We start from the raw sequence: 20,978 nt of genomic DNA, 5'->3' as shown, positions 1-20,978 counted from the left end.
GGGTTGAACACCCCCGCCGAAACGGCCGGAGGCCGGCTTCGGTGAACACCCCCGCCGAAACGGCCGGAGGCCGGCTTCGGTGAACCCCCCGCCGAAACGGGCGCAGCCCGGCTTCGGCATCTCCCATGATGGTGCCGCCCGTTTCCCCGACATCGACGGCCGCGCGAAGCCTCAAGCCTCCGCGATCATCGCCTGCACGAACGCGACGCGCTCGGCGACGGTCGCCTTCGGCAGGATGACGATCTCGTAGCCCGCCGCGCGGTAGGTCTGCGTCATCATGGCGGCGGTGCGTTCGGCCTCGTCCGCATCCTGCCGGCGCTCCTCGTCGGCGCCGAAGATCTCCGGCCAGAAGGGCGCGAGGAGGACACGCGGGTTGTAGCGCAGGTCCGCCACGGCCCGCGTCAGATGCGCGGGCACGGTCAAGCCGCAGAGGGCGAGATAGCCGGCACAGTCGGGAAGCGCCCGGTCGAAGATCACCGGGACACCCGATGCGTTCGTCTCGGCGCGGCGATAGGTGGCGAGGTCGTGGACGATCATGGCCTCGGCAAAGAGCGCCCGGTCGCGCCAGGGAAGGGCCGGGCCGTCGATGCGGACCTGATCGCGGATCACCGCGCGCCCTGCCTCCATCATCGTGCGACGGCCGGCGGCGGCGAGCGCCTCGATCAGCGTCGTCTTGCCCGATCCCGGACCGCCGGTGAGGACGAAGAAACTATCGTTCGATGTCATCGCGGAGAACCGGTCGGGATGGCGTGAGCTCGCAGCTTGTGGGTCATGGGGCGCGGCGGCGAGACCCATCGGAGCCCCGCGCATGCCTTGCGGGCATGGAAAGCTCAGGCTTGTCCAGGCCGTCAGTCGCAGGGCCCGACCGCGAGGGGAAGCGGTCGGTTCCCGTGCGTCGTCGAGGCGAAACGATCCCGCTTCGCCTCGGTCCTCGTTTCGTCCGCATCACCCAGCGAGGACGCGCGCTCGCCTCGTCCGGAAACGCCTCAGAGCGCGGCCTGTTGGGCGGGCGTCAGCGGCAGGAACTGGTAGGCCCAGGTTTCCGTCAGCACCGTGTCGCCCTGCGTCAGGTAGCAGCGCAGTTCCACCGGATCGGTGCCGTCGACCTTGAGATCGAAGGTCGAACGCCAGGCGGTACCGACCTTCACCGAATAGGCCTCGGTCTGGCCGACCGTGCCGCGCGAGGCGCTGACCACGGCCTTCACGTCCTTGGCGTCGCGCCCGAGGGCGGCGACGAGGCCGCCGTCGAAGTCCACCACCACCTTGGTGACGCCGGCCGGGCGGGGCTGGCCGGGAATGCCGCCGCGCCCGAGCCGCGTCGCTGCCACCTTGCCGACGTCGCCGGGATAGGGCTCGCGGTTCGACCAGAACAGGCGGTAATCGACCGCGATGGCGTCGCCCTTGCGCACCGGCGCTTCCGGCACCCAGTAGGCGGCGATGTTGTCGTGGATCTCGTCGTCGGTGGGGATTTCCACCAGCTGCACCGCGCCGCGGCCCCAGGAGCCCACGGGCTCGACCCAGACGCTGGCGCGCTTTTCGTAGAAGACGCCGTCATCCTCGTAGTTCTCGAAGTTGCGGTCGCGCTGCAACAGGCCGAAGCCGCGCGGCGCCTCGTCCGAGAAGCTCGACGTCATCACGTTGAGCGGATTGTTCAGCGGACGCCAGATGCGCTCGCCGGTGCCCGTCCACAAGGCCAGGCCATCCGAATCGTGGACCTCCGGGCGCCAGTCGACACGCCGGCCGCGATCGGTCTCGGAATACCAGAACATCGAGGTCAGCGCCGCGATGCCGAAACGCTGGATCTCGTCGCGCGCGAAGTAGCGCGCCTGGATGTTCATGACGATCGGCCCGCCCTTGGCGACGTCCATGCGCAGGACGCCCGCGACGCGCGGGCTGTTGAGCGCGCAGGTGATCACCAGTCGGCCGTCGCTGGAGGGCTCGAGGTAGAAGTCGGTGAAGCGGGGGAATTCTTCCGGCGTCGGCATCGCGACATCGATGGCCAGCGCGCGCGCCGACATGCCAAACTGGTTGTCCTCGCCCGAGGTGCGGAAATAGGCGGCGCCGAGGAAAGCCAGCCAATCCTCCTCGCGGCCGGGCTCCAGCACCCGGAAGCCGGCAAAGCCGATATCGTTCGGCAGTTCCTTCGCCGGGCTGTCGGCGGGGATCTCGAAGAGCGCGGGATCGTAGGCGAGCGTGCGCGAGGTGCCGCCGTCGACGACGTGGATGCCGACCGGCAGCTGGAAGTAGCGGCCGAGATGGAAGAAGCGGATCGGCGCCTTGCCGTCGTTCAGCTGGAGCGTCTCGTCCTTCTTGTACTTGATGCGCCAATGCTGGTCGAAGTCGATGCGGTCGAGCACCGCTGGCGCGCGCGAGGCTTCGGGCACGTAAGGAGCGGCGGCGAGGGCCTTGGCCTTCTCCACCAGCGCGTCGAACGAAAAGGGCTCGGCCGGGCCGAACTTCAGCCCGTCGCCGTCGGCGGCCAGCGCCCGGCTGCCGGGCAGCGCCACGCCGAGGGCGGCCAGGCCCATCATCAGTTCGCGTCGATTGAAGTCGATCGTCATGGAGTGTCCCTTCCGTGAGCCGCGCGGGAGTAAGGATCCTCAGCCGCCGGTGTCAACTCCCAAAGCGCCCTGCGGGACCCCAGAAATGTGACGCGAGGATGATACGCGGGGAAAGAGCGGGCGTCCCGGGGCTGCGTTCGCGCGCGGGCGTCCGGCCGTCAGCGAGCAGAATCCCCGGTCCGGCGCAGGCGCCCGCGATAGCGCACCACGAGGCCGATGAGCGGCAGGGCGATGGGAACGTCGAACGCGTATCCGCCGTTCTCGGCCCATTCGCGCGGGCGGCTGCGCGGCCCCAGCCACAGCGGCATCGGCACGTGGAAGGCCGACCACCCGCGCAGCGCCATCTCGAGGCTGCCGTCGCCGCCGGCGACGAGCGCGAAGCGAAAGCGGAGCGGTCCGAAACGCTCGACGACCTCGTCCCCGGCGCCGCTCATCTCGCTCGAAAACCGGCGACCGGAGAAGTCGCGGATCCAGCGCTCGCGGCCGTCCCGCTCCTCGAAGGTCACGTGCAGCGCATGATCGCCCTGCGGCGGAAAGCCGACGATCCCCGCCACCAGCCGCGCGAGCGGCGATCGACCCCGCGTTACGTGAGCCTCGCCGCTCGCCGCGCCAAAGCCGGCCACCTCGTGCATCGAACGGACGGGCGGACTCAAAGCGTCAAAGCGATCGCCCATCAGCCGCCGGTAGAGCGGCGGATCGGGATGGCTGACGACAGCCTCCTCGATCGCCAGATTCGCGAACAGCACCCGGAAGCGATCGAGCGACAGGAGACCGCCGGCATGCCGGGCGCCCGGCGCCAGCAGTCCGGCCCGCAGGTCTCGGGCGAGAAGCTGTGCGGCCAGCGTCGGGATTTCCGGCCCGTCGCCGCGGTTGGCGATGAGGGTCCAGCGGCGCCTCAAGGTCTCGCCGTCCCGGCACCCGCGAACCTCGACCGCCATCGCCGACCGGTCGCTCCCCCATCGCGCCGTCAGTCGTTGAAGACGCGCCAGCCGGGGCGCCAGGGGAACCAGCGAGCGCCACCATCTCCAGCGCACCGGCCAGCTCATCAGCCAGAGCGCGGCGAGCTGCACGGGCAGTTCGGGGCCCGCCCGGAAGGTGGTCGCCGGGCGGCCCGGCTGGCCGGCTGGCAGGATCTCGTGGTCGGGCGCATCCGCGAGCGCAACGAGGCGCCGAAGCGCCGGGCGTCCGGGCAGGGCGTAGGTTTCGCGCCGGGCCTGCTGCCATCCCGTGGCCGTCTGCCAGCGCCCGCCCCGCCACAGCCGGACCGGCCGGCCGACCGTGCCGAGGATCGCGGCGGCCACCGAAGGCCCGGCCGTTGCCCGGTTGGACGCGCTGATCGACAGGTCGACGGCGTGCACGGCCTCCATGCCCCGCGCGAGGTCCGCCACTGCGGCGCCCGACAGGGCGGGCAGGCTGGACGCGCCGGAGATCACGACGAGGCCGGCGGCCCGCGCCGCATCGTCCAACCCTTCGATGCCGCAGACGAAGGCGCGGGCGTCGGCGAGGTCGAGATAATGGACGCCGGCCGTGAGGCAGGCCTGCACGGCGCGGTGGTCGCTGGTCTGGAACGGGCCGGCCGCGTCGACGAGGAGAAACGGGCGATGCGCGGCGAGACAGGGCGCGAGATCGCCGTCGCGGTCCGCCCGGATCCCCTCGGCCTCCGGCAGCGAGGCCGCGAGGCGCTGCGCCCGCGCCGCGTCGCGCCCGGCGACGATCACCTGCCAGCCGTCCGCCGCGAGCCGGCGCGACAGGCGAGCGCCGAACCCGCCATAGCCGCCGAGCACGAGAACGCGGCTCACAGGATGCGATCCGCCTCTTCGGCTGACGGCAGCCAGCAGGTCTCGCGCCGGCCGAAGAGCCGGTAGCGGTTGCGGGCGACGAGGCGATAGACGGGATCGCGCAGGGGCCTCGGCACGAGGCGGGCCAGCGCGGCCACGCGCCAGGGCCAACCGAGCCCCTCGTAGATGCGCAGCACCGCGTCGCTGTCGCGCAGCACCCCGTTCGCCCTCCACGACGATCAGCGTGTCGGGATCGGCGGGATCGATCCCGAACCGGCGATAGAGCGCGGCGCCCGCACTCGTCTGCATCGAGGCCAGACGAAAACGCCGCTCATGATCGTGGCGCAGGACGAAGCGGGCATTGGCGGAGCAAAGAACGCAGAGGGCATCGAAGACGATGATCGGGCCGTTGGTCCCGCTCGGGTCATGCTCTGGCACGGCGTCTCCTGGATTCGGCTCGCGGCGCACCGCGGCGGATGCGGACTGCGGCGCTTGCGCGCTCAGATCTTGCGGAGCGCCACTTCCTCGACGAGGTGGTCGCCGCCTTTTCGCAGGATGAGGTCGGCGCGGGGGCGGGTGGGCATGATGTTTTCGAGAAGGTTCTTGGCGTTGATCGTCGTCCACAGCCGCTCAGCGACGGCGAGCGCGTCGTCTGCCGAGATCTTCGAATAGCGATGGAAGAAGGAGGCTTCCTCGCGAAAGGCGGTCTCGCGCAGGCGCATGAAGCGCGCGACGTACCAGCGATGCAGGTCGCCCATGTCGGCGTCGATATAGATCGAATGGTCGAAGAAGTCGGAGACGAAGGGCACGAACTTGCCGTCGCGCGGCATCTCGCGCACCTGCAGGACGTTCAGTCCCTCGAAGATGAGAATGTCGGGCTGGTCGACCGTGACGGTTTCGCCGGACATCACGTCGTAGTGGAAATGCGAGTAGACGGGCGCCCGCACGTCGCGCGCGCCGGCCTTGATGTCGGAGAGGAAGCGCAGGATCGCCCCGACGTCGTAGCTCTCGGGAAAGCCCTTGCGCTGCATCAGGCCCTCGGCCTCCAGCACCGCGTTGGGGAAGAGGAACCCGTCGGTGGTGACGAGATCGACCTTCGGCGTGCCCGGCCAACGGGCGAGGAGTTCCTTGAGGATGCGGGCGGTGGTGGACTTTCCCGCCGCGACCGAGCCGGCAATGCCGATGATGAAGGGGGTCTTGGTCTGCTCGGAGCCGCGCAGGAAGCGCTTGCGCTGGCGAAACAGCGCCTGCGAGGATTCGACATGGGCATAGAGCAGGCGCGAGATCGCCAGATAGATGCGCTCGACCTCGCCGACGTCGATCGCGTCGCCCATCGAGCGCAGCCGGCGCACCTCGTCTTCCGTCAGGGTCAGCGTCTCGCGGCCGCGAAACGTCGCCCACTCGGCGGCCGAGAAGAAATGGTAGGGCGAGCGGGCGGCGGGGATCGGCTGGTCCATGTCCGTCTCAGCGCTCCGGGGCCCGCGCGGCCTTTTCGGCCAGACCCGTCTGCGCCGTGCGGCGTTCGAGCTCGCTCATGACGGCGCTCAGCGGCACGCCGCGCAGATGCAGCACCACGAGGAGGTGATAGAGGAGGTCGGCGGCTTCCCCGGTCAGCGCCGCGTCGTCCTCGGTCAGCGAGGCGATCACGGTCTCCACCGCTTCCTCGCCGAGCTTCTGCGTCGCCTTCGGCAGGCCGCGCGCCGCGAGCTTGGCGGTGTAGGACGAGGCGTCGCCGGAGGTGGCGCGCGCCGTGACGATGGCCTCGAGATCGGTCAGGTCGAACATGAGGCTTTCTACGCCTTTCTCATCGGAAGCGGGTCGCGGGCCGGCGCTTGGGGTCTTGAAAGCTCTAGACGGCGTCCTGTCGCATGGGAATGCCGGCGGCCGCCATATGCGCCTTGGCGTCCGCGATCGTGTGCTCGCCGAAATGGAAGATCGAGGCGGCGAGCACCGCCGTTGCCCCGCCGTCGCGGATGCCTTCCACGAGATGGTCGAGCGTGCCGACGCCGCCCGAGGCGATCACCGGCACGGCGACGGCGTCGCTGACCGCGCGGGTGAGGCCGAGATCGAAGCCGGCCTTGGTGCCGTCGCGGTCCATCGAGGTGAGCAGGATCTCGCCGGCGCCGAGCGCCACGACGCGCCGTGCGAAGGCCACGGCGTCGAGCCCGGTGGGGGTGCGCCCACCATGGGTGAAGATCTCCCAGCGCGGGGTTTCCCCGTCCGCGGAGACGCGCTTGGCGTCGATCGCCACGACGATGCACTGGTTGCCGAACTTGTCGGCGGCCTCGGCCACGAATTCGGGACGCACTACGGCGGCGGTGTTCATCGCCACCTTGTCGGCGCCGGCCAGAAGCAGCTTGCGGATGTCGGCGACGGTGCGCACGCCCCCGCCCACCGTCACCGGCATGAAGCAGGCCTCGGCAGTGCGCGCCACCACCTCGAAGATCGTGTCGCGATTGTCGGACGAGGCGGTGATGTCGAGGAAGCAGAGCTCGTCCGCTCCCGCCGCATCGTAGCGCCGCGCCGCCTCGACGGGATCGCCGGCATCGCGCAGGCCGACGAAGCCGACGCCCTTCACCACGCGGCCGTCCTTCACGTCGAGGCAGGGGATGATGCGGGCCTTGAGGGTCACAGGACGGCCGCCTTTCCGACGTTGCGCGACCTCGCCGCTTCGCGGCTGCGGGCGACGCGGCCGTCCTTCACGTCGAGGCGGCGGATGATGCGGGCCTTGAGGGTCACAGGACGGCCGCCTTTCCGATGTTGCGCGTCCTCGCCGCTTCGCGGCTGCGGGCGACGCGGCTGTCCTTCACGTCGAGGCAGCGGATGATGCGGGCCTTGAGGGTCATCGGGCCCTCCCAGGCCAAGGATCTTGCCGGCGGCATCAGGGTTTCGCCGCTTCGGCTCGCCTTATGCGATGCCGCGATAGAGGTCCGCAAGGGCGAGGCTGAGGCCGAGCCCGTCCAGCGCGACGCTCTCTTCGGCGCCGGCGATCATCTCGGGCGATCCGAAGGCCCCGTCCTCGCCGCGCCGCCAGAGCCAGAGGCGGGGCTCGTCCTGCGACAGGACGAGATAGTGGAGGAGCGAGGGAAGGGCAGTGTATTCGGCCGCCTTCTCGCCGAAGTCGATGGCAAGAGACGACGGCGACAGGATCTCGCCGATGACCAGAGGGCAGGCCGTTGCGAGATCGCGCCCGTCTCCCTCGTCACGCAGCACGAGCACGTCGGGATAACGGATGCCGGCGGCTGTCCGCACCCCGTAATCGGCTGCGGTGATCCGAAGCGTCGGATCCGCCAATCCCTGCCGGATGGCGAAGGCCAGTTGCAGGAACAGTTCGGCATGGCGCCGGGACCCGCCTGTCATCATCTCGACGATCCTTCCGCGAACGAACTCGCGCTTTCCCTCGCGTCCTTCGTTCCATCGAAGGAAGTCGTCGGCGGTACGGATGGGCGTCTGGATGTTCATGCGCCCAACATAGCGCCGACGCCTCTCCCGCAAAAGCCCGGCCGGCGACTCACGTGAAACGCCGGGGCCAATGCCGGGGCCAACGTCAGGCCAGACGCGCCAGCGCCTGGCGTGCGTCGATGCGACCGTCGTAGAGGGCCCGGCCGGAGATCGCGCCTTCGAGATGGGCGGCGTCCGCGCCGGCGAGGCGTTCGATGTCCTCCATCGAGGCGAGACCCCCCGAGGCGATCACCGGGATCGAGACGGCGTGGCCGAGCGCGATCGTGGCGTCCCAGTTGATGCCCGCCAGAATGCCGTCGCGGTCGATGTCGGTGTAGATGATCGCGGCGACGCCGGCATCCTCGAACCGCTTGGCGAGATCGACGGCGGTCAGCTTCGAGGATTCCGCCCAGCCCTCCACCGCGACATGGCCGCCCTTGGCGTCGATGCCGACCGCGACCTGACCGGGAAAGCGCCGTGCGGCCTCGCGCACCAGCGCGGGATCGCGCACCGCCACCGTGCCGAGGATGACGCGCGACAGGCCCGCCGCCAGCCAGCGCTCGACATCGGCCATCGTGCGGATGCCGCCGCCGAGCTGCAGCTTCATTGTCCCGTGGGGCATCGTTCCCTCGGGCATCATACCGCCGACCGCGGCGATGATCGCCTCCACTGCCGCGCCGTTCACCGCCCGGCCCTCGAAGGCGCCGTTGAGATCGACGACGTGGAGATGGCTGAAGCCGGCGTCCCGGAACTCACGTGCCTGCGCCGCCGGATCGGCGTTGTAGACGGTCGCCTCCGCCATCAGCCCGAGCTTGAGGCGAACGCATTCGCCGTCCTTGAGGTCGATGGCGGGAAAGAGAAGGGGCATCAGGGCTTCCAGCGGAGAAAGTTGGCGATGAGCGCGAGGCCGAGGCGCTGGCTCTTTTCGGGATGGAACTGGGTGCCGGCTTTGTTGCCCTCCGCGACGATCGCGGTGACGGGACCACCATAGTCGGCGGTGGCGACGACCTCGGTCTCGATGCGCGGCACCAGATGGTAGGAGTGGACGAAATAGGCGTGGAGACCGGCCTCGCCGGTCTCGATGCCCGCCAGCAGCGGATGCGGCCGTTTCACGTGAATCGTGTTCCAGCCGATCTGCGGCACCTTCAGCGCGGGATCGCTCGGCACGATCGGCTCGACATCGCCGTGGATCCAGCCGAACCCTGGCGTGATCGTCTTTTCCAGCCCGCGCTCGGCCATCAGCTGCATGCCGACGCAGATGCCGAGGAAGGGCGCGCCCCGCGCCTCCACCGCCTCGCGCAGCGCCTCGTCCATGCCGGCCACTGCACCCAGACCCGCGCGACAATCGGCATAGGCGCCGACGCCCGGCAGCACGACGCGGTCCGCCGTGCGCACGATCTCGGGATCGTCCGTCAGAACGATCCGGGCGTCGATGCCACCCTCGATGGCGGCACGCTCGAAGGCCTTCGTCGCCGAGCGCAGGTTGCCCGAGCCGTAGTCGATGATGGCGACCGTCTGCGTCATGGTCTGGCTCCGTCGAAGAGGTTGCGCCCCGCCGGGCGGCGGATCGACGGTCCGCTCGGCACCTCGGCCTGCGCGATCACGCCGGGCAGCGGATCCCCCAAACCATCCGCCTCGCTGGCTTCGCCGGAAAAGTAGATCGCCTCGGCATCGCGCCGGTCGGCCGCGATCACCAGCGCCGCCTTACGAAAGCCCTTGCGCTTGAACCGCCGGATCCGCAGCGTCGGACCTTCCAGCGCCACCGCGAGGCCGAGCAGCAGCGGCAGCGCGGCCGCCGCGAAGCCGAAGCCCCGGTCTTGCGCCACGAGCCCGACGCCGAGATCGAAGAGCACCGTCGCCACGGCAGGAAGCCACAGGCGGTAGCGCAGCAGCCACACGGCCGGCAGCACCACCGCGATCGGCCGGAACGCGTCGCGTACGAACACCGCCGCGTCCGAGCGCTCCACTGTTCCCGCCGGCTCCAGCACGATCCAGCGCGTGGTCATCGCCCGACCCGCCCGGCGCTCATGCCAGCATGCCCTTCGTCGAGGGCACGAGATCGGCCTGGCGCGGGTCGATCGACAGCGCCTCTCCCAGCACCCGCGCCACCGCCTTGAAGCAGGTCTCCGCGATGTGGTGCGAGTTCTCGCCGTAGAGCGTCTCGATGTGCAGGGTCAGCCCGGCATTCATGGCGAACGCCTGGAAGAACTCGCGCACCAGCTGCGTATCGAACGTGCCGATCTTCTCCGTCGGGAAGGTCGTGCGGAACACCAGGAACGGGCGCCCCGACACGTCCACCGCCGCGCGCGTCAGCGTCTCGTCCATCGCCAGATCCAGCGAGGCATAGCGCCGGATGCCCCGCCGCTCGCCCATCGCACCGCGGATCGCCTGACCCAGCGCGATGCCGACATCCTCCACCGTGTGATGGTCGTCGATGTGATAATCGCCCTTCGCCTCGACCGTGATATCGATCAGCGAATGGCGCGCCAGATGATCGAGCATGTGGTCGAAGAAGCCGACGCCGGTGGCGACGCTCGCGCGCCCCTGACCATCGAGATCGACGTGGACGCGGATCTGCGTCTCCTTCGTCGCCCGCTCGATCGCTCCGTCCCTGCGTCCCGCCGTCCCGCTCATCGCACTCGTCCTCTTGTCCCGTCGCCGCTTCATACAGAACCGCGCCGCCGCCGCCAACCGAGGCGGGCGTTGGGTGGGGAAAGACAGGGGCGCTGCCCCAGACCCCGCCAAGGGCCTGAGGCCCTTGGAACCCCATCTTCTGTCGATCACAAGGGAGGGCCGGCGGCCCTTCCTTGTGGTCGATAAAAAGAAGCGGGGGTCCGGGGGTGTCAGCCCTCGGGCGGGGATCGGGGCGGCAGCCCCGCCATGCCACCCGCGACCACCCTTGGCGCCGGCGGTGGCGGGTTCCCATATGGGGCGGGAACGCGAACAGGACGAGACGAGCATGATGGACCAGCACGACCCCGCGAAGATGTATGCGACGACGATCGTCACCGTGCGCAAGGGCGGCAAGGTGGTGATCGCGGGCGATGGCCAGGTGTCGCTCGGCAACACGGTGATGAAGGGCAATGCCCGCAAGGTCCGGCGGATCGGCAAGAGCGGACAGGTGATCGCGGGGTTCGCGGGCGCCACGGCGGATGCGTTCACGCTCCTGGAGCGGCTGGAGGCCAAGCTCGAGCAATATCCCGACCAGCTGATGCGGGCCTGCGTCGAGCTGGCGAAGGACTGGCGAACGGACCGCTACCTGCGGCGACTGGAGGCGATGATGATCGTCGCCGACAAGTCGGTGACGCTGACGCTGACGGGCAATGGCGACGTGCTGGAGCCCGAATATGGCGTGATCGCCATCGGCTCGGGCGGCAACTACGCGCTGGCGGCGGCGCGGGCGCTGGCCGACACCGACTACGACGCCGAGGAGATCGCGCGGCGCGCGATGAAGATCGCGGGCGAGATCTGCATCTACACGAACGGCAACATCGTGCTCGAAAGCCTCGACGCGGACGCTTGAGGTCGAAGCGCGCCGAGACGTGCCGTCAGACGGCGAGTTTCGGCGCGTCGCAGACGAGATCGTCGACGCGGATGTCCATCGTCCCGAGCCGTACCCCGGCGACGTCGAGGACGCCGTCGAGGATCGTGTCGAGCGGCGAGGCGACGGCGAGAAGGGCCGAGCGCACGAGACCGCCGACCACGGCGTCACCGAGCCCCAGGCCGATCCCCAGAACCGAGACGTCCAGCGTCAGCGAGCCGAGGAGGTCGGAGACGAGCCCCGAGACCATCTTCGTCGAGCCCACGGTGCGCAGCGTGCCGTTGCCGATCTCCGCGCCCGTGAAGACGACGCGGATGGGCGTCGGCGCGCGCAGGGTGGCGACAGCATGGGCGGTCACCGAGAGGGCGCGCGAGGCGATGATCGCGGCGGTGCCGCCCTCCGGCGCGGTGCCGACGGCGGCCAGCGGCTTGGCCCAGCGCCCGATCTCGAGGCGCGCGACGCCGGGCGAGACCTCGACCGTGACGGAACGATGGGCGGGCTCGCGCGAGCAGGTGGCGGCCACGACCTTTGCCTCGCCGCCGGCCACGACCAGTTCCACGGGAATATCGAGCGCGACACCGAGCGCATTGACGAGCCCTTCGCTTCCGATCTTCAGCCGGGCGCGGACTTGGCCCGTGCGGATCGTGCCGCCGGGTGCGGTGATGGTGAGCGGGGGCAGTTGGAGCATCGGCTCGCCGATCCGCATCTCGAGGCTGGTGCGCACGAGGCCGGGCAGGGCGAGCGAGGTCTCCAGCAGGCTGCCGTCGCCTTGTGGTTTCAGCGCGGCGGTCAGGAGGCCGGCGACGGAAATGTCGGCGCCGAGGATCCGCGAGGGGGTCCCGAGCGTGATGGAGCGAAGGTCCGCGGGAAGGGCAAGGATCTCGGCGAGCGAGACGGTGACGCGGCTGCGCGAGAGATCGAGCGCCAGGCGCGCGACATCGGAGGCCGGACCGGGCTTGCCGGTCTTGCGCAGCACGTCCGACACGGCGCCGGCGAGGAGCTGCACGGAGATCTCGCGGTCGAGAAGGGCACCGAGCGTCCCGCTCGCAACGCCGACTCGGTCGGCGAGCGCATCGACCAGTGCGTTCCCGTCGATCGTGGAGCGCAGCACGCCATCGTAGCCGAGCACCTTCAGGTCGACCTTCGTGCCGAGAAACGTCTCGGTGATCTGCTGGGTGATGCCGCCCGACAGCGCGGCGAGGCGGCTGCCGGCGGCGAGCGACACGGTGGGCTGGACGGTGGCGACGGCGACGGCGTGGAGCACGGGCGGCTGCTTGAGGAAGAGGCCGGAGAAGAACTGGCGGCTCGGCCGCTCGGCGCGCACCTCGACCGCCGGTCCGCCGGGACCGGGCGAGAAGACCGGCTGCGCATCGGGCCCTCGTGTGAGGGAGCCCAGCCGGACCGCGAGCGTCGCGGCCGCTTCGGCGTTGCGGAGCATGAAGTCTCGCGCCGTCGGCTCCTCGGCGCCCGGCATCGTGGCGGCCGACAGCGCGGCCATGTCGACGGCCTTCTGCAGGCGGCGCTGGTCGAGGAAGAAATAGCCGTAGTCGGTGCCGAGGCCCGCAAAGCCGATCAGCGCGGGCATGAGCAGCGCGACGATGATCCCGGCCGAGGCGCTGCGGTCCGCGGCCAACCGCCGGAGGAGCCGGGCGCTCATCTCTGCACCGCCACGCTCGCGCCGGCAACCTGCATCTTGGGAAAGGCGTAGGCGGCCGAGACGATGGGAATGTCGGGAATGTTCGAGACGTCGAGCCGGACGGTGACGGTGAGCGCGTCGTTCTCCTCGGCGATGTCGAAGGTCATCCGCCGGGCATCGACGAGCGCGTAGGTCGTGGCGCTTTGATTGATATAGCGGCGCACGAGATCGCGCCGAACCCCCTCGCTGTCGCCTGGCAGCGCGTAGCGGGCGGCATCGGCGGCGATCTGCGAGAGCGCATGCTGGGCGCCGAGGGCGAGGCCCACCCGCATCGTTCCAAACATAACCAGAAGGAGAAGCGGCGCGAGCACGGCGAATTCGATCGCCATCGATCCATTCGTGTTTTGAAACAATGGCGTAAGGCGTGGGCCTAAGCGTCGGTGCGGCATGATCGATCTCACTGTCGGCGGAATATCGCCTCGCCTATCCAACCTAGGATTATGCATGAGTCCAGAAGATCAGCTTAACGACTGAATTCGTGGTCAACGCTTCCTGAACGCCGCGACGCTGTTCGGGCGGGCCCGGGACGGACGATCGCGGGGCTCCAGCGGGTCCGATGGGGTAGGCACGGTCGGGCCCGAACGAGGTCTGGGCAGGCGGCCGGCAAGGAGCGCGGGCACCGCAATCTGCGATCACGCGCGTGACGGGTATGGAAGGCGCCGCTCCGACTGCGTCGCCCGCCTGCATTCCGCGACGTCCCGGCCCCGTGCGATGTGCCGGGCTGTCGGAACGCCGCGCCGCGCTTATCTCCCGCGGCATGACCACCGACGCCGCCGTGCCGCCGCCCGAAACCCGCTTCCAACGCTTTCGGCGGCGGCTCGATTTTCTGTATCACGCCGACCATCCGGCGGCGCTGCGGTTTCAGGGAACCGTGGCGATCCTCGATCTCGTCATCATCGGCTTCTTCATCGTCAGCCCGCTCATTGCCGACCAGCACTATTTCTTCTGGGTCGACTATTCGGTGGCGGCTCTGCTCGGCGCCGATCTCCTGGCGCGGTTGGTGGCCTCGCCGAACTGGCGGGCCTGGGCGCGACGTCCCGTGGTCTGGGTCGACGTCCTCGTCTTCCTGACCCTGCTGGCGCCGGCCTTCTTCCTCAATTTCGGCTTCCTGCGGATCCTGCGCCTCTGGACCCTGGCACAGAAGGAGATCGTCTGGCGCTGGGTGCGCGCGCATGGGTGGCGCGAATGGGAGGATGTCGGGCGGGCGCTGGTCAATCTCCTGACCTGCCTCTTCCTCATCACCGGCTTCGTCTACACCGCCTTCACGCGGTCGGGCTCGGGGATGGAGGGCTATGTCGACGCGCTCTACTTCACGGTGGCGACGGTGACCACCACGGGCTTCGGCGACATCACCCTGCCGGGCACGGCCGGCAAGCTCACCTCGATCGTCACGATGATCGTCGGCATCTCGCTCTTCGTGCGGCTCGCGCAGGCCTTGTTCAAACCCTACAAGGTGTTCTTCCGCTGCCCGCAATGCGCTCTGGAGCGCCACGAGCCCGACGCCGTCCACTGCAAGGCCTGCGGCCACATCCTGGCGATCCCGGACGAGGGCGCCTGAGCCCTCGGCCCGGACGAGGGCGCCTGAGCCCTCGGCGCGCGATCGCCGGGCATGGCGACCTCGTCAGCTTTGCCGGCTTACGAGTTGTAGGCTGGAGGGCGTGACATCCGAGAAGCGGGTGCGCATGAAGCTGGTGACCTGGCGGACCGGGAGGCGCGACTGCTGGAACGTGTAGATCGCTAGCGCCAGTGGCGGCACCGGCGGGAAGCCGTGGCTCTCGTCGAGGCGGCGCCAGTCGGCCGGCACCGCGGATTCCGGCAGCACCGTCACCATGTCGCCGGAGGCGACCGCCAGCTGCAGCCCCTGGATCGAGGAGGATGAATAGCCGATTTTCCAGGGACGCCCGGCCTTGTCGAGCGATCGCAGCACCAGCGGTTTCGACCGGCAGCCGTCGGGGAAGAGGGCGAGGCGGAGCACCGGCGCCGTCTCGGGGCTGCGTCCCGGACCCGCGCACCAGATCTGCCGCTCGCTGCGCAGCACCTCGCCCTTGGGGTCGGCGGGGTTCTGGGTGATGATGGCCATATCGAGCTCGCGCGATTCCACCATCGTCTCGAGCTGCCAAGAGAAGCCGCAGCGAAGGTCGATCCCGACGAGCGGGTAGCGCGGCGCGAAGGCGTCGACGAGCGCTCCGCCGAACAGGGCCATGTAGTCGTCGGGCATGCCGAGGCGCACGCGCGCCTCCTGGGTGGCGTCCGAAAGGGAGGCGATCGCCTCGTCCTCCAGCGCCAGGATCCGCTGCGCGTAGTGGTGGAGGCGTTCGCCGGCGCTCGTCAGGGCGACCCGGCGCGGCAGGCGATCGAACAGCTTCTTGCCGAGCCGCTCCTCCAGGCGCCCGATGGCGATCGAGACCGCGGCCTGGGACTTGTTGAGCCGCTGCGCCGCCGCCGTGAAGGAGCCGATTTCGGCAATCGCGACGAAGGCGGACAAGGCATCGCTGTCGAGGTGGCGCATGCTCCCGTCTCCCGTTCAGGGGCCTATCAAGCGGTATGCGCAATCTCGCGTCAAGCCTTCATCTTGGGCAGTACGGTTGTATCACGGGCCCGGAAAAGCCCCCATAAACGGCGCTTATCCCCTTATAATACGTTGATATAGCCGCGCTTTTCTCATTTACGGGCGCATTCCCGCCTGCAAGTGTCGGCCATCGCCCTGTTTCGAGGTCCGCCATGTTCCCGACATCCCTCCGCCATCTTGTCCTCGCCGCCTGCCTGGGACCGGCCTTGTCGCCGCTGACCCTTTCGGTCGCCGAGGCGGCCAAGCTTCGCCTGGCGCATGCCTCCTCGAACGACAGCCTGATCAACAAGGCGGCCCAGGAGTTTCAGCGCAAGGTCTCCGAGAAGACCGGCGGCGAGCTCGAGATCGTTATCTTTCCCGATGGCCAGCTGGGCGACGAGGATCCGATCGTCGAGGGCGTCGGCGTCGGCTCGATCGACATCGGTCTCGGCGGGTCGGTGGACGCCATCGAGCCGCGCCTCAACGTCGTCTCGCTTCCCTTCCTGTTCACCGGCAACGCCTCGGTCCACGCCTTTCTCGACGGGCCGGTGGGACAGGAGATCATGGGCCTCGGCCAGGACCGCGGCTACGTGATGCTCGGCGCCCTCGATTCCGGGTTCCGCCAGTTCGCTTCCGAAAAAACCGCGATCGCCAAGCCCGCCGACCTTGAGGGCCTGAAGATCCGCACCCCGCCCAATCCGGTGATCCTGGCCACGATGCGCCAGCTCGGCGCCCTCGCGGAGGCCATTCCCTTCGGTCAGGTCTACACCTCGCTCCAGGCCAACGTCGTCAGCGCCGTCGAGCCCGAGATCCGCGACTACTACGACTCCAAGTGGTACGAGGTCGCCGGCAAGCTCTCGATCGCCAACTACATCTGGACCGCCAACTGGTGGTTCATGAACAAGGACAAGCTCGACGCCCTGCCGGCGGAGCAGCAGGCGGCCTTGAAGGAAGCGGCGTCCGAGACGGTGAGCTGGTATCGCGGCCAGCTCGACGCGACCTACACCCGCATTCTCGGTGAGCTGAAGGCCAAGGGCATCGAGGTCAGCAATGTCGACGCCGCGCCGTTCCGCACGGCCGTGACGCCGGTCTACGACGAATTCGGTGCCGAATGGGGCGCGGATCTCGTCGCCCGCGTGCGCGCCGCCGCCGCCAGCGCCCAGTAAAGGCCGGCGGTCTTGGAGAAGCCTCCTCTCGTCGCCGTGCCGGCGCCCCTCAAGGGGCGTGGGCAGCGGGCCTTCGCCTTCGCGGGGGCGGTCGCCTTCACGATCCTGTTCGTCTCGACGCTGCTCAGCGTCGTGGCCCGGCTCTTTGCCCTGCGCCATTTCGAATGGACCTTCGAGGTGGCTGGCATCGCCTTCGTCTGGGTGACGTTCCTCGGCATCGTGGTCGGCGAGATCCGGGGCGAGAACGTCTCGTTCGATCCGGTCAAGGATTCCTTCCGGCCCTCGATCCGGCGCGCCATCGACGGCGCCATCGCGGTCTGCGTGGCGCTGCTCGGACTGGTCCTTCTCTGGAGCGGCTGGGCGGTCTGGCAGCGCTTCGCCTTCGTGCCCACCCCGGTCCTGCGCCTGCCGCAGGGCATCACCATCGCCTCGGTTCTGGTCCTCGGCACGGCTCTGGCCGGCCTCGGTCTCGCACGGCTCTTCCGGGTCGTGCGCGGTCAGGATCCCTATCCCGAGCGGGAACCCGTCGCATGACCCTCGCTGTCCTCATCCTGTCCTTCACGGTCCTCCTGTTCGCCGGCGTGCCGATCTCCTGGGCGATGGGCCTGTCGAGCCTCCTCGCCATCGTGACCGGGGATCTCGGCGTGCCCGCCGCCTGGTTCGCGCAGCAGACCATCCGGGGCGCCGACGAGATCACGCTGGCCGCCATCCCCCTCTTCCTGTTCGCCGGCGAACTGATGAACCGGGGCGGCCTGACGCGCCGCATCGTCAACGTCGCCGAGCACATGTTGGGGCGCATCCGCGGCGGCCTCGGGCTCGTCAACGTCGCCACCGCCCTCGTCTACGGCGGCATCAGCGGCTCGGCCACCGCCGACACCGGCGCGGTCGGCTCGATCATGATCCCGGCGATGACCGAGCGCGGCTATCCCAAGGCCTTCGCCGCCGCCGTCACGGCCGCCGCGGGAACGCTCGGCATTATCGGCCCCCAGAGCGTCATCCTCATCCTCTACGGCGCGCTCACCAACACCTCGATCGGCGGCCTGCTGCTGGCCGGCATCCTGCCCAGCCTCTTCGTCGCCGCCGTGATGATGATGACGACCTGGATCGTCGCCCGGCGCCACAACTTCCCGCGCCTCGAGACGCGCTTCGACGCCCGCGAAGTGGCGCGCGACACGGCGCTCTCGCTGCCCGCGCTCGCCATGCCGCTGATCGTCCTCTCGACGATCGTCGGCGGCTTCGCCACGGCGACGGAGGCCTCGGCCATCGCGGTCGTCTACTCCTTCCTCGTCGGCACGCTGGTCTATCGCGAGCTGTCCTGGCGCGACCTCTATCCGGCCGCGGTCGGGGCGGTGACGACCACGGGCGTCATCATGATGATCATGGCGCTCGCCACACCCTTCTCCTGGATCCTCACCGTCGAGCAGATCCCGACGCTCGCCGCCGACTGGATCTCCAGCTTCTCGTCGGGACCCGTTGTCACGGTGCTCCTCATCCTTCTTGTCCTCTCGGCGGTCGGCTTCTGGCTGGATCTCGGTCCCTCGCTCGTCATCATGACGCCGATCCTCGTTCCGATCGCGCGCGACGCGGGACTGCAGCCCTTCCAGATCGGCGTCCTCTTCACGATCACCCTCGGCGCCGGCCTCTTCACGCCGCCGGTGGGCACCAACATCACCGTGGTCTGCAACATCGCCAAGCTCGACATGTACGCCGTGTCGAAATGGCTGATGCCCTACTGGATCGCCAGCCTCGTCTGCATCGCCGGCATCGCCCTTTTCCCGGGCCTGACCGAGTGGCTGCCCTCCCTCTTCGGAATCTGATCCATGAGCCACCTCGTTTCGGGGATCTCCAGCGCGGGACGCTCCGTGCCGGACGTCGACGGTCGCCGCTTCCTCGTCGCCCGCGCCAAGGGGCCCTACGTCTTCGACGACGGCGGCCGTCGCTTCGTCGACACCGCCATGGGCTTCGGCGCGACCTTTCTCGGTCACGGCCATCCCGCGGTCGATGGGGCCGTCGCGCGGGCGCTCGCAGGCGGCTCGATGCCGGCCTATGCCCATGCGCTGGAAGAGGAGGCGGCCGCAGCGCTCGCCGCCCATACCGGCGCGCTCGACCAGGTCGTGTTTCTCAACTCGGGCAGCGAGGCGGTGCATCTGGCCTGCCGGGCGGCCCGCGCGGCGACGGGGCGGCGCGTCGTCGCCAAGCTGGCGGCGGGCTACGATGGCTGGTTTGGCGAGGTCGCCTTCGGCAATGCCGGCTCCGACGCCGCCGCCATGCGCGGCAATGCCCGGCCGCGCATGGGCGACACGGTGCTGACCCGCTTCAACGATCTCGACGACGCGCGCGCATTGATCGCCGAGGAGCCGGATCTCGCCGCGATCATCATCGAGCCGGTAATGGCCAATGCCGGCTGCATCGCCCCCGATCCCGACTACCTGACCGGGCTCGCACGGCTCGCGCGGGAAGCGGGCGCGATGGTGATCGCCGACGAGGTGCTGATGGGCTTCCGGGTCCGGCGGGGCCTCGTCAGCCACGCCTACGGGCTGCACCCCGATTTCGCCACGCTCGGCAAGGCGATCGGCAACGGCTTCGCGGTCGCCGCGCTCATCGGGACGCGCGAGGCGACCGCGGTCTTCCGCGACGGGCGGCTGCGCCAGGCCGGCACCTACAACGGCAATCCGATCGCCTGCGCGTCCGTCGCCGCGACGATGGGCGTTCTCGGCGAGATCGACTACGGCGCGCTGCTGGAGACCGGCGACGGCCTGCGGATGGGCATCGAGGCGGCCTTCGCCGGCCAGGGTTTCGACCTGTCGACGACCGGCTTTGGAACGGTCTTCACGCCGTGGCCCGGACGCCGCGTGCCGCAGACCTATGCCGAAGCCACGGCCGCCGTCGATCCGGCCTTCACGCTGGCGCTCCACCACGCGCTGCGCCGGCATGGCGTCATCTCGATGCCGGCCCCCTTCGGGCGCCACTATCTCTCGACCGCCCACGATCGCGAGGCCGTGGACCTTCTCCTCTCCGCCTTTCAGGGCGCGGCGCGGGATCTGGTGGACCGCGGCTTGACGCCCCGGCACTGAGAAACGCGGCACTGAGAAACCCGCACCGTGCGAACCCCCTGTGACTGCTTCCGGCCGCCGGCAGGGCAACGCTGCGGCAGGATCCGGCGGCGCGGTCGTCCTGCTGCCGATGTGGCGGTCGGACGTTCCGAGCAGAGAGGTCGATGCGCCGATATGATGCGAGGACCGCGGCTACACCGCCCCGGCCTGCCTCGGATCCGGATCGGCCACGACGGCAAGGCCTCTCGGCGGCGGCGGGCGAACTTACCAGCCGATTGCACTGGAAAGCTTGGCGCCAAGCGGTTCCCCGGGCCGTTGCCGTGCTGATCGAAGCGCAACGAAATGCGATCCAGACATGCGGCCTCGCGTGGCGAATGAAGGCGTTGGTAGCGGGTCACATGTCGAGATCGACCACGCCGCATGCATATCGCGCAGTCGTGACTTACCGCTTCCTCGCCACATCGCGGCAAAGAACCAAAATCCGCTCGTCTAGAACCACCGGAAGTCCACTCGTCTCGCTGAGGAATTCGACTTTCAGATCAACCTCGTCCGCGATGTCGCGGCCTCGACCTTCAGCGCAGCGATGCCGCGCTTTGGACGATCTGAAGTCCGCGCCGACCGCTTTGCAGCAATCCGGGTGCTGCCTCAGCAAGACCCCGGCCTCATGGAACGGGTTGGCGATGGTTTCCCGCTTCAAGGATAAGCTGCCGTATTTAGGGGCTTGGGTCACCATGATCGTTGGCAGCCCAACATAATGGTCGGCTGCGATTTCGATCGCCGCTCGTGTCCGCGAATCATCAGCAAAGGCGGGCCCTGTCGATGCAGGAACAGCCGACATAACCACAATGACCAACACTCGCACCGGAGCGGTCAAGCAGGAACGGGATAGGAAAGAAACGATTAACTTATAGAAGTAAACAACGCTTGCAACGCGCCGGCGGAGGTAAGTGGTGGAGCCAATCGGGATCGAACCGACGACCTCTTGAATGCCATTCAAGCGCTCTCCCAACTGAGCTATGGCCCCGTGGTTTCCGAGGAAACCGTGCCCTCCGGAGAGGGGCTTTCGAGCGGGTCGCTTGGGAGCGCCCCGTTCGTCTGTGGCGGCTAGGTAGGCGAATGCGCGGGGGAGCGCAAGCGGAAAAAGCGGGGCGGTTCGAAATCGGCGGGGCGCTCATCGCGCCGCCGGGATCGGAC

21 protein-coding genes, 1 tRNA gene and 1 pseudogene are annotated in these 20,978 nt (G+C 69.2%); 6 read left to right on the top strand and 17 right to left on the bottom strand.

Translation table 11 applies throughout. The features are described from left to right. Positions 1–171: 171 nt before the first annotated feature. From AUL33_RS13920 to hisB, 12 genes and pseudogenes are all read right to left on the bottom strand, one after another. Positions 172–726 carry an AAA family ATPase gene (locus AUL33_RS13920; protein ID WP_062209160.1) on the bottom strand — a complete coding sequence of 185 codons (555 nt, stop codon included), beginning with the start codon at positions 724–726 and terminating at the stop codon, positions 172–174. 260 nt (positions 727–986) lie between these two features. Beyond that, positions 987–2,561, bottom strand: coding sequence for a glucan biosynthesis protein (locus AUL33_RS13915; RefSeq protein ID WP_062209157.1), 1,575 nt, complete (start codon positions 2,559–2,561; stop codon positions 987–989). A gap of 158 nt (positions 2,562–2,719) precedes the next feature. Further along, entirely contained in the window at positions 2,720–4,360 is a 1,641-nt protein-coding gene (locus AUL33_RS13910; protein ID WP_244492245.1) for an SDR family oxidoreductase, read from the bottom strand. After that, positions 4,357–4,777: pseudogene (locus tag AUL33_RS13905) on the bottom strand (thiol-disulfide oxidoreductase DCC family protein). The gene AUL33_RS13910 and the pseudogene AUL33_RS13905 overlap by 4 nt, the downstream one beginning before the upstream one ends. Positions 4,778–4,839: 62 nt before the next feature. Then, positions 4,840–5,796, bottom strand: coding sequence for a type I pantothenate kinase (coaA, locus tag AUL33_RS13900; protein WP_062209154.1), 957 nt, complete (start codon positions 5,794–5,796; stop codon positions 4,840–4,842). A gap of 7 nt (positions 5,797–5,803) precedes the next feature. Further along, positions 5,804–6,124: a phosphoribosyl-ATP diphosphatase gene (locus tag AUL33_RS13895; protein ID WP_062209151.1), complete on the bottom strand. Its 321-nt coding sequence runs from the start codon at positions 6,122–6,124 to the stop codon at positions 5,804–5,806. A gap of 64 nt (positions 6,125–6,188) precedes the next feature. After that, the gene (gene hisF / locus AUL33_RS13890; protein ID WP_062209148.1) at positions 6,189–6,971 is read right to left on the bottom strand and encodes an imidazole glycerol phosphate synthase subunit HisF; all 783 of its coding nucleotides are present in this window, start codon (positions 6,969–6,971) and stop codon (positions 6,189–6,191) included. A gap of 275 nt (positions 6,972–7,246) precedes the next feature. Continuing rightward, positions 7,247–7,801 (bottom strand): Uma2 family endonuclease, encoded by a 555-nt coding sequence (locus tag AUL33_RS13885; RefSeq protein WP_062209146.1) that lies wholly within the window; start codon positions 7,799–7,801, stop codon positions 7,247–7,249. A gap of 85 nt (positions 7,802–7,886) precedes the next feature. Then, positions 7,887–8,648, bottom strand: a complete 762-nt coding sequence (gene hisA, locus AUL33_RS13880; protein WP_062209126.1) for a 1-(5-phosphoribosyl)-5-[(5-phosphoribosylamino)methylideneamino]imidazole-4-carboxamide isomerase — start codon at positions 8,646–8,648, stop codon at positions 7,887–7,889. Continuing rightward, positions 8,648–9,304 carry an imidazole glycerol phosphate synthase subunit HisH gene (gene hisH, locus AUL33_RS13875; RefSeq protein ID WP_062209123.1) on the bottom strand — a complete coding sequence of 219 codons (657 nt, stop codon included), beginning with the start codon at positions 9,302–9,304 and terminating at the stop codon, positions 8,648–8,650. Before hisH ends, hisA begins: the two co-directional genes overlap by 1 nt. Further along, positions 9,301–9,786 carry a DUF2628 domain-containing protein gene (locus AUL33_RS13870; protein WP_062209120.1) on the bottom strand — a complete coding sequence of 162 codons (486 nt, stop codon included), beginning with the start codon at positions 9,784–9,786 and terminating at the stop codon, positions 9,301–9,303. The genes hisH and AUL33_RS13870 overlap by 4 nt, the downstream gene beginning before the upstream one ends. Positions 9,787–9,805: 19 nt before the next feature. Beyond that, the gene (gene hisB / locus AUL33_RS13865; protein ID WP_062209118.1) at positions 9,806–10,414 is read right to left on the bottom strand and encodes an imidazoleglycerol-phosphate dehydratase HisB; all 609 of its coding nucleotides are present in this window, start codon (positions 10,412–10,414) and stop codon (positions 9,806–9,808) included. A gap of 325 nt (positions 10,415–10,739) precedes the next feature. Between hisB and hslV the strand changes: the two genes are divergently transcribed. After that, the gene (gene hslV / locus AUL33_RS13860; RefSeq protein WP_244492243.1) at positions 10,740–11,303 is read left to right on the top strand and encodes an ATP-dependent protease subunit HslV; all 564 of its coding nucleotides are present in this window, start codon (positions 10,740–10,742) and stop codon (positions 11,301–11,303) included. A gap of 25 nt (positions 11,304–11,328) precedes the next feature. Here the strand turns inward: hslV and AUL33_RS13855 are convergent, their stop codons facing one another. Further along, positions 11,329–12,978, bottom strand: coding sequence for a pilus assembly protein TadG-related protein (locus tag AUL33_RS13855; RefSeq protein ID WP_062209115.1), 1,650 nt, complete (start codon positions 12,976–12,978; stop codon positions 11,329–11,331). After that, a complete protein-coding gene (locus AUL33_RS13850; protein WP_062209111.1) occupies positions 12,975–13,346 on the bottom strand; it encodes a TadE/TadG family type IV pilus assembly protein in 372 nt (123 codons plus the stop codon). The genes AUL33_RS13855 and AUL33_RS13850 overlap by 4 nt, the downstream gene beginning before the upstream one ends. A 428-nt stretch (positions 13,347–13,774) precedes the next feature. Here AUL33_RS13850 and AUL33_RS13845 point away from each other — a divergent pair, with 428 nt between their 5' ends. Next, complete coding sequence (locus tag AUL33_RS13845; RefSeq protein ID WP_062209109.1) at positions 13,775–14,575, top strand: potassium channel family protein; 801 nt, start codon at positions 13,775–13,777, stop codon at positions 14,573–14,575. Between the two features lie 63 nt (positions 14,576–14,638). Here the strand turns inward: AUL33_RS13845 and AUL33_RS13840 are convergent, their stop codons facing one another. Then, positions 14,639–15,526: a LysR family transcriptional regulator gene (locus tag AUL33_RS13840; protein ID WP_062209106.1), complete on the bottom strand. Its 888-nt coding sequence runs from the start codon at positions 15,524–15,526 to the stop codon at positions 14,639–14,641. 212 nt (positions 15,527–15,738) lie between these two features. Between AUL33_RS13840 and AUL33_RS13835 the strand changes: the two genes are divergently transcribed. The 4 genes from AUL33_RS13835 to AUL33_RS13820 are packed head-to-tail and all read left to right on the top strand — an operon-like array spanning position 15,739 to position 19,805. Continuing rightward, positions 15,739–16,731 carry a TRAP transporter substrate-binding protein gene (locus tag AUL33_RS13835; RefSeq protein WP_062209105.1) on the top strand — a complete coding sequence of 331 codons (993 nt, stop codon included), beginning with the start codon at positions 15,739–15,741 and terminating at the stop codon, positions 16,729–16,731. Positions 16,732–16,743: 12 nt separating this feature from the next. Next, entirely contained in the window at positions 16,744–17,265 is a 522-nt protein-coding gene (locus AUL33_RS13830) for a TRAP transporter small permease (RefSeq protein ID WP_156419418.1), read from the top strand. Beyond that, complete coding sequence (locus AUL33_RS13825; protein WP_062209095.1) at positions 17,262–18,548, top strand: TRAP transporter large permease; 1,287 nt, start codon at positions 17,262–17,264, stop codon at positions 18,546–18,548. Before AUL33_RS13830 ends, AUL33_RS13825 begins: the two co-directional genes overlap by 4 nt. 3 nt (positions 18,549–18,551) lie before the next feature. Next, entirely contained in the window at positions 18,552–19,805 is a 1,254-nt protein-coding gene (locus tag AUL33_RS13820) for an aminotransferase class III-fold pyridoxal phosphate-dependent enzyme (protein ID WP_062209091.1), read from the top strand. A 421-nt stretch (positions 19,806–20,226) separates the two neighbouring features. On the opposite strand, the gene AUL33_RS13815 is transcribed toward AUL33_RS13820, so the two are convergent. Both AUL33_RS13815 and AUL33_RS13810 read right to left on the bottom strand, forming a co-directional pair. Next, positions 20,227–20,637, bottom strand: a complete 411-nt coding sequence (locus AUL33_RS13815; protein WP_156419417.1) for a hypothetical protein — start codon at positions 20,635–20,637, stop codon at positions 20,227–20,229. Positions 20,638–20,732: 95 nt separating this feature from the next. Next, positions 20,733–20,808: transfer RNA gene (locus tag AUL33_RS13810), tRNA-Ala, on the bottom strand. Positions 20,809–20,978: the final 170 nt, after the last annotated feature.

Origin of the sequence: Aureimonas sp. AU12, from assembly GCF_001463705.1 — a bacterium.
Classification (GTDB): Bacteria; Pseudomonadota; Alphaproteobacteria; order Rhizobiales; family Rhizobiaceae; genus Aureimonas.
This window is presented reverse-complemented; position numbering and strand designations above follow the sequence as displayed.

Excerpts from the sequence above, each read along its gene's own strand:
- AUL33_RS13920 (WP_062209160.1), bottom strand. The coding sequence starts at position 726 with ATGACATCGAACGATAGTTTCTTCGTCCTCACCGGCGGTCCGGGATCG.
- AUL33_RS13915 (WP_062209157.1), bottom strand. The coding sequence starts at position 2,561 with ATGACGATCGACTTCAATCGACGCGAACTGATGATGGGCCTGGCCGCC.
- coaA (WP_062209154.1), bottom strand. The coding sequence starts at position 5,796 with ATGGACCAGCCGATCCCCGCCGCCCGCTCGCCCTACCATTTCTTCTCG.
- AUL33_RS13895 (WP_062209151.1), bottom strand. The coding sequence starts at position 6,124 with ATGTTCGACCTGACCGATCTCGAGGCCATCGTCACGGCGCGCGCCACC.
- AUL33_RS13885 (WP_062209146.1), bottom strand. The coding sequence starts at position 7,801 with ATGAACATCCAGACGCCCATCCGTACCGCCGACGACTTCCTTCGATGG.
- hisA (WP_062209126.1), bottom strand. The coding sequence starts at position 8,648 with ATGCCCCTTCTCTTTCCCGCCATCGACCTCAAGGACGGCGAATGCGTT.
- hisH (WP_062209123.1), bottom strand. The coding sequence starts at position 9,304 with ATGACGCAGACGGTCGCCATCATCGACTACGGCTCGGGCAACCTGCGC.
- AUL33_RS13870 (WP_062209120.1), bottom strand. The coding sequence starts at position 9,786 with ATGACCACGCGCTGGATCGTGCTGGAGCCGGCGGGAACAGTGGAGCGC.
- hisB (WP_062209118.1), bottom strand. The coding sequence starts at position 10,414 with ATGAGCGGGACGGCGGGACGCAGGGACGGAGCGATCGAGCGGGCGACG.
- hslV (WP_244492243.1), top strand. The coding sequence starts at position 10,740 with ATGATGGACCAGCACGACCCCGCGAAGATGTATGCGACGACGATCGTC.
- AUL33_RS13855 (WP_062209115.1), bottom strand. The coding sequence starts at position 12,978 with ATGAGCGCCCGGCTCCTCCGGCGGTTGGCCGCGGACCGCAGCGCCTCG.
- AUL33_RS13850 (WP_062209111.1), bottom strand. The coding sequence starts at position 13,346 with ATGGCGATCGAATTCGCCGTGCTCGCGCCGCTTCTCCTTCTGGTTATG.
- AUL33_RS13845 (WP_062209109.1), top strand. The coding sequence starts at position 13,775 with ATGACCACCGACGCCGCCGTGCCGCCGCCCGAAACCCGCTTCCAACGC.
- AUL33_RS13840 (WP_062209106.1), bottom strand. The coding sequence starts at position 15,526 with ATGCGCCACCTCGACAGCGATGCCTTGTCCGCCTTCGTCGCGATTGCC.
- AUL33_RS13835 (WP_062209105.1), top strand. The coding sequence starts at position 15,739 with ATGTTCCCGACATCCCTCCGCCATCTTGTCCTCGCCGCCTGCCTGGGA.
- AUL33_RS13825 (WP_062209095.1), top strand. The coding sequence starts at position 17,262 with ATGACCCTCGCTGTCCTCATCCTGTCCTTCACGGTCCTCCTGTTCGCC.
- AUL33_RS13820 (WP_062209091.1), top strand. The coding sequence starts at position 18,552 with ATGAGCCACCTCGTTTCGGGGATCTCCAGCGCGGGACGCTCCGTGCCG.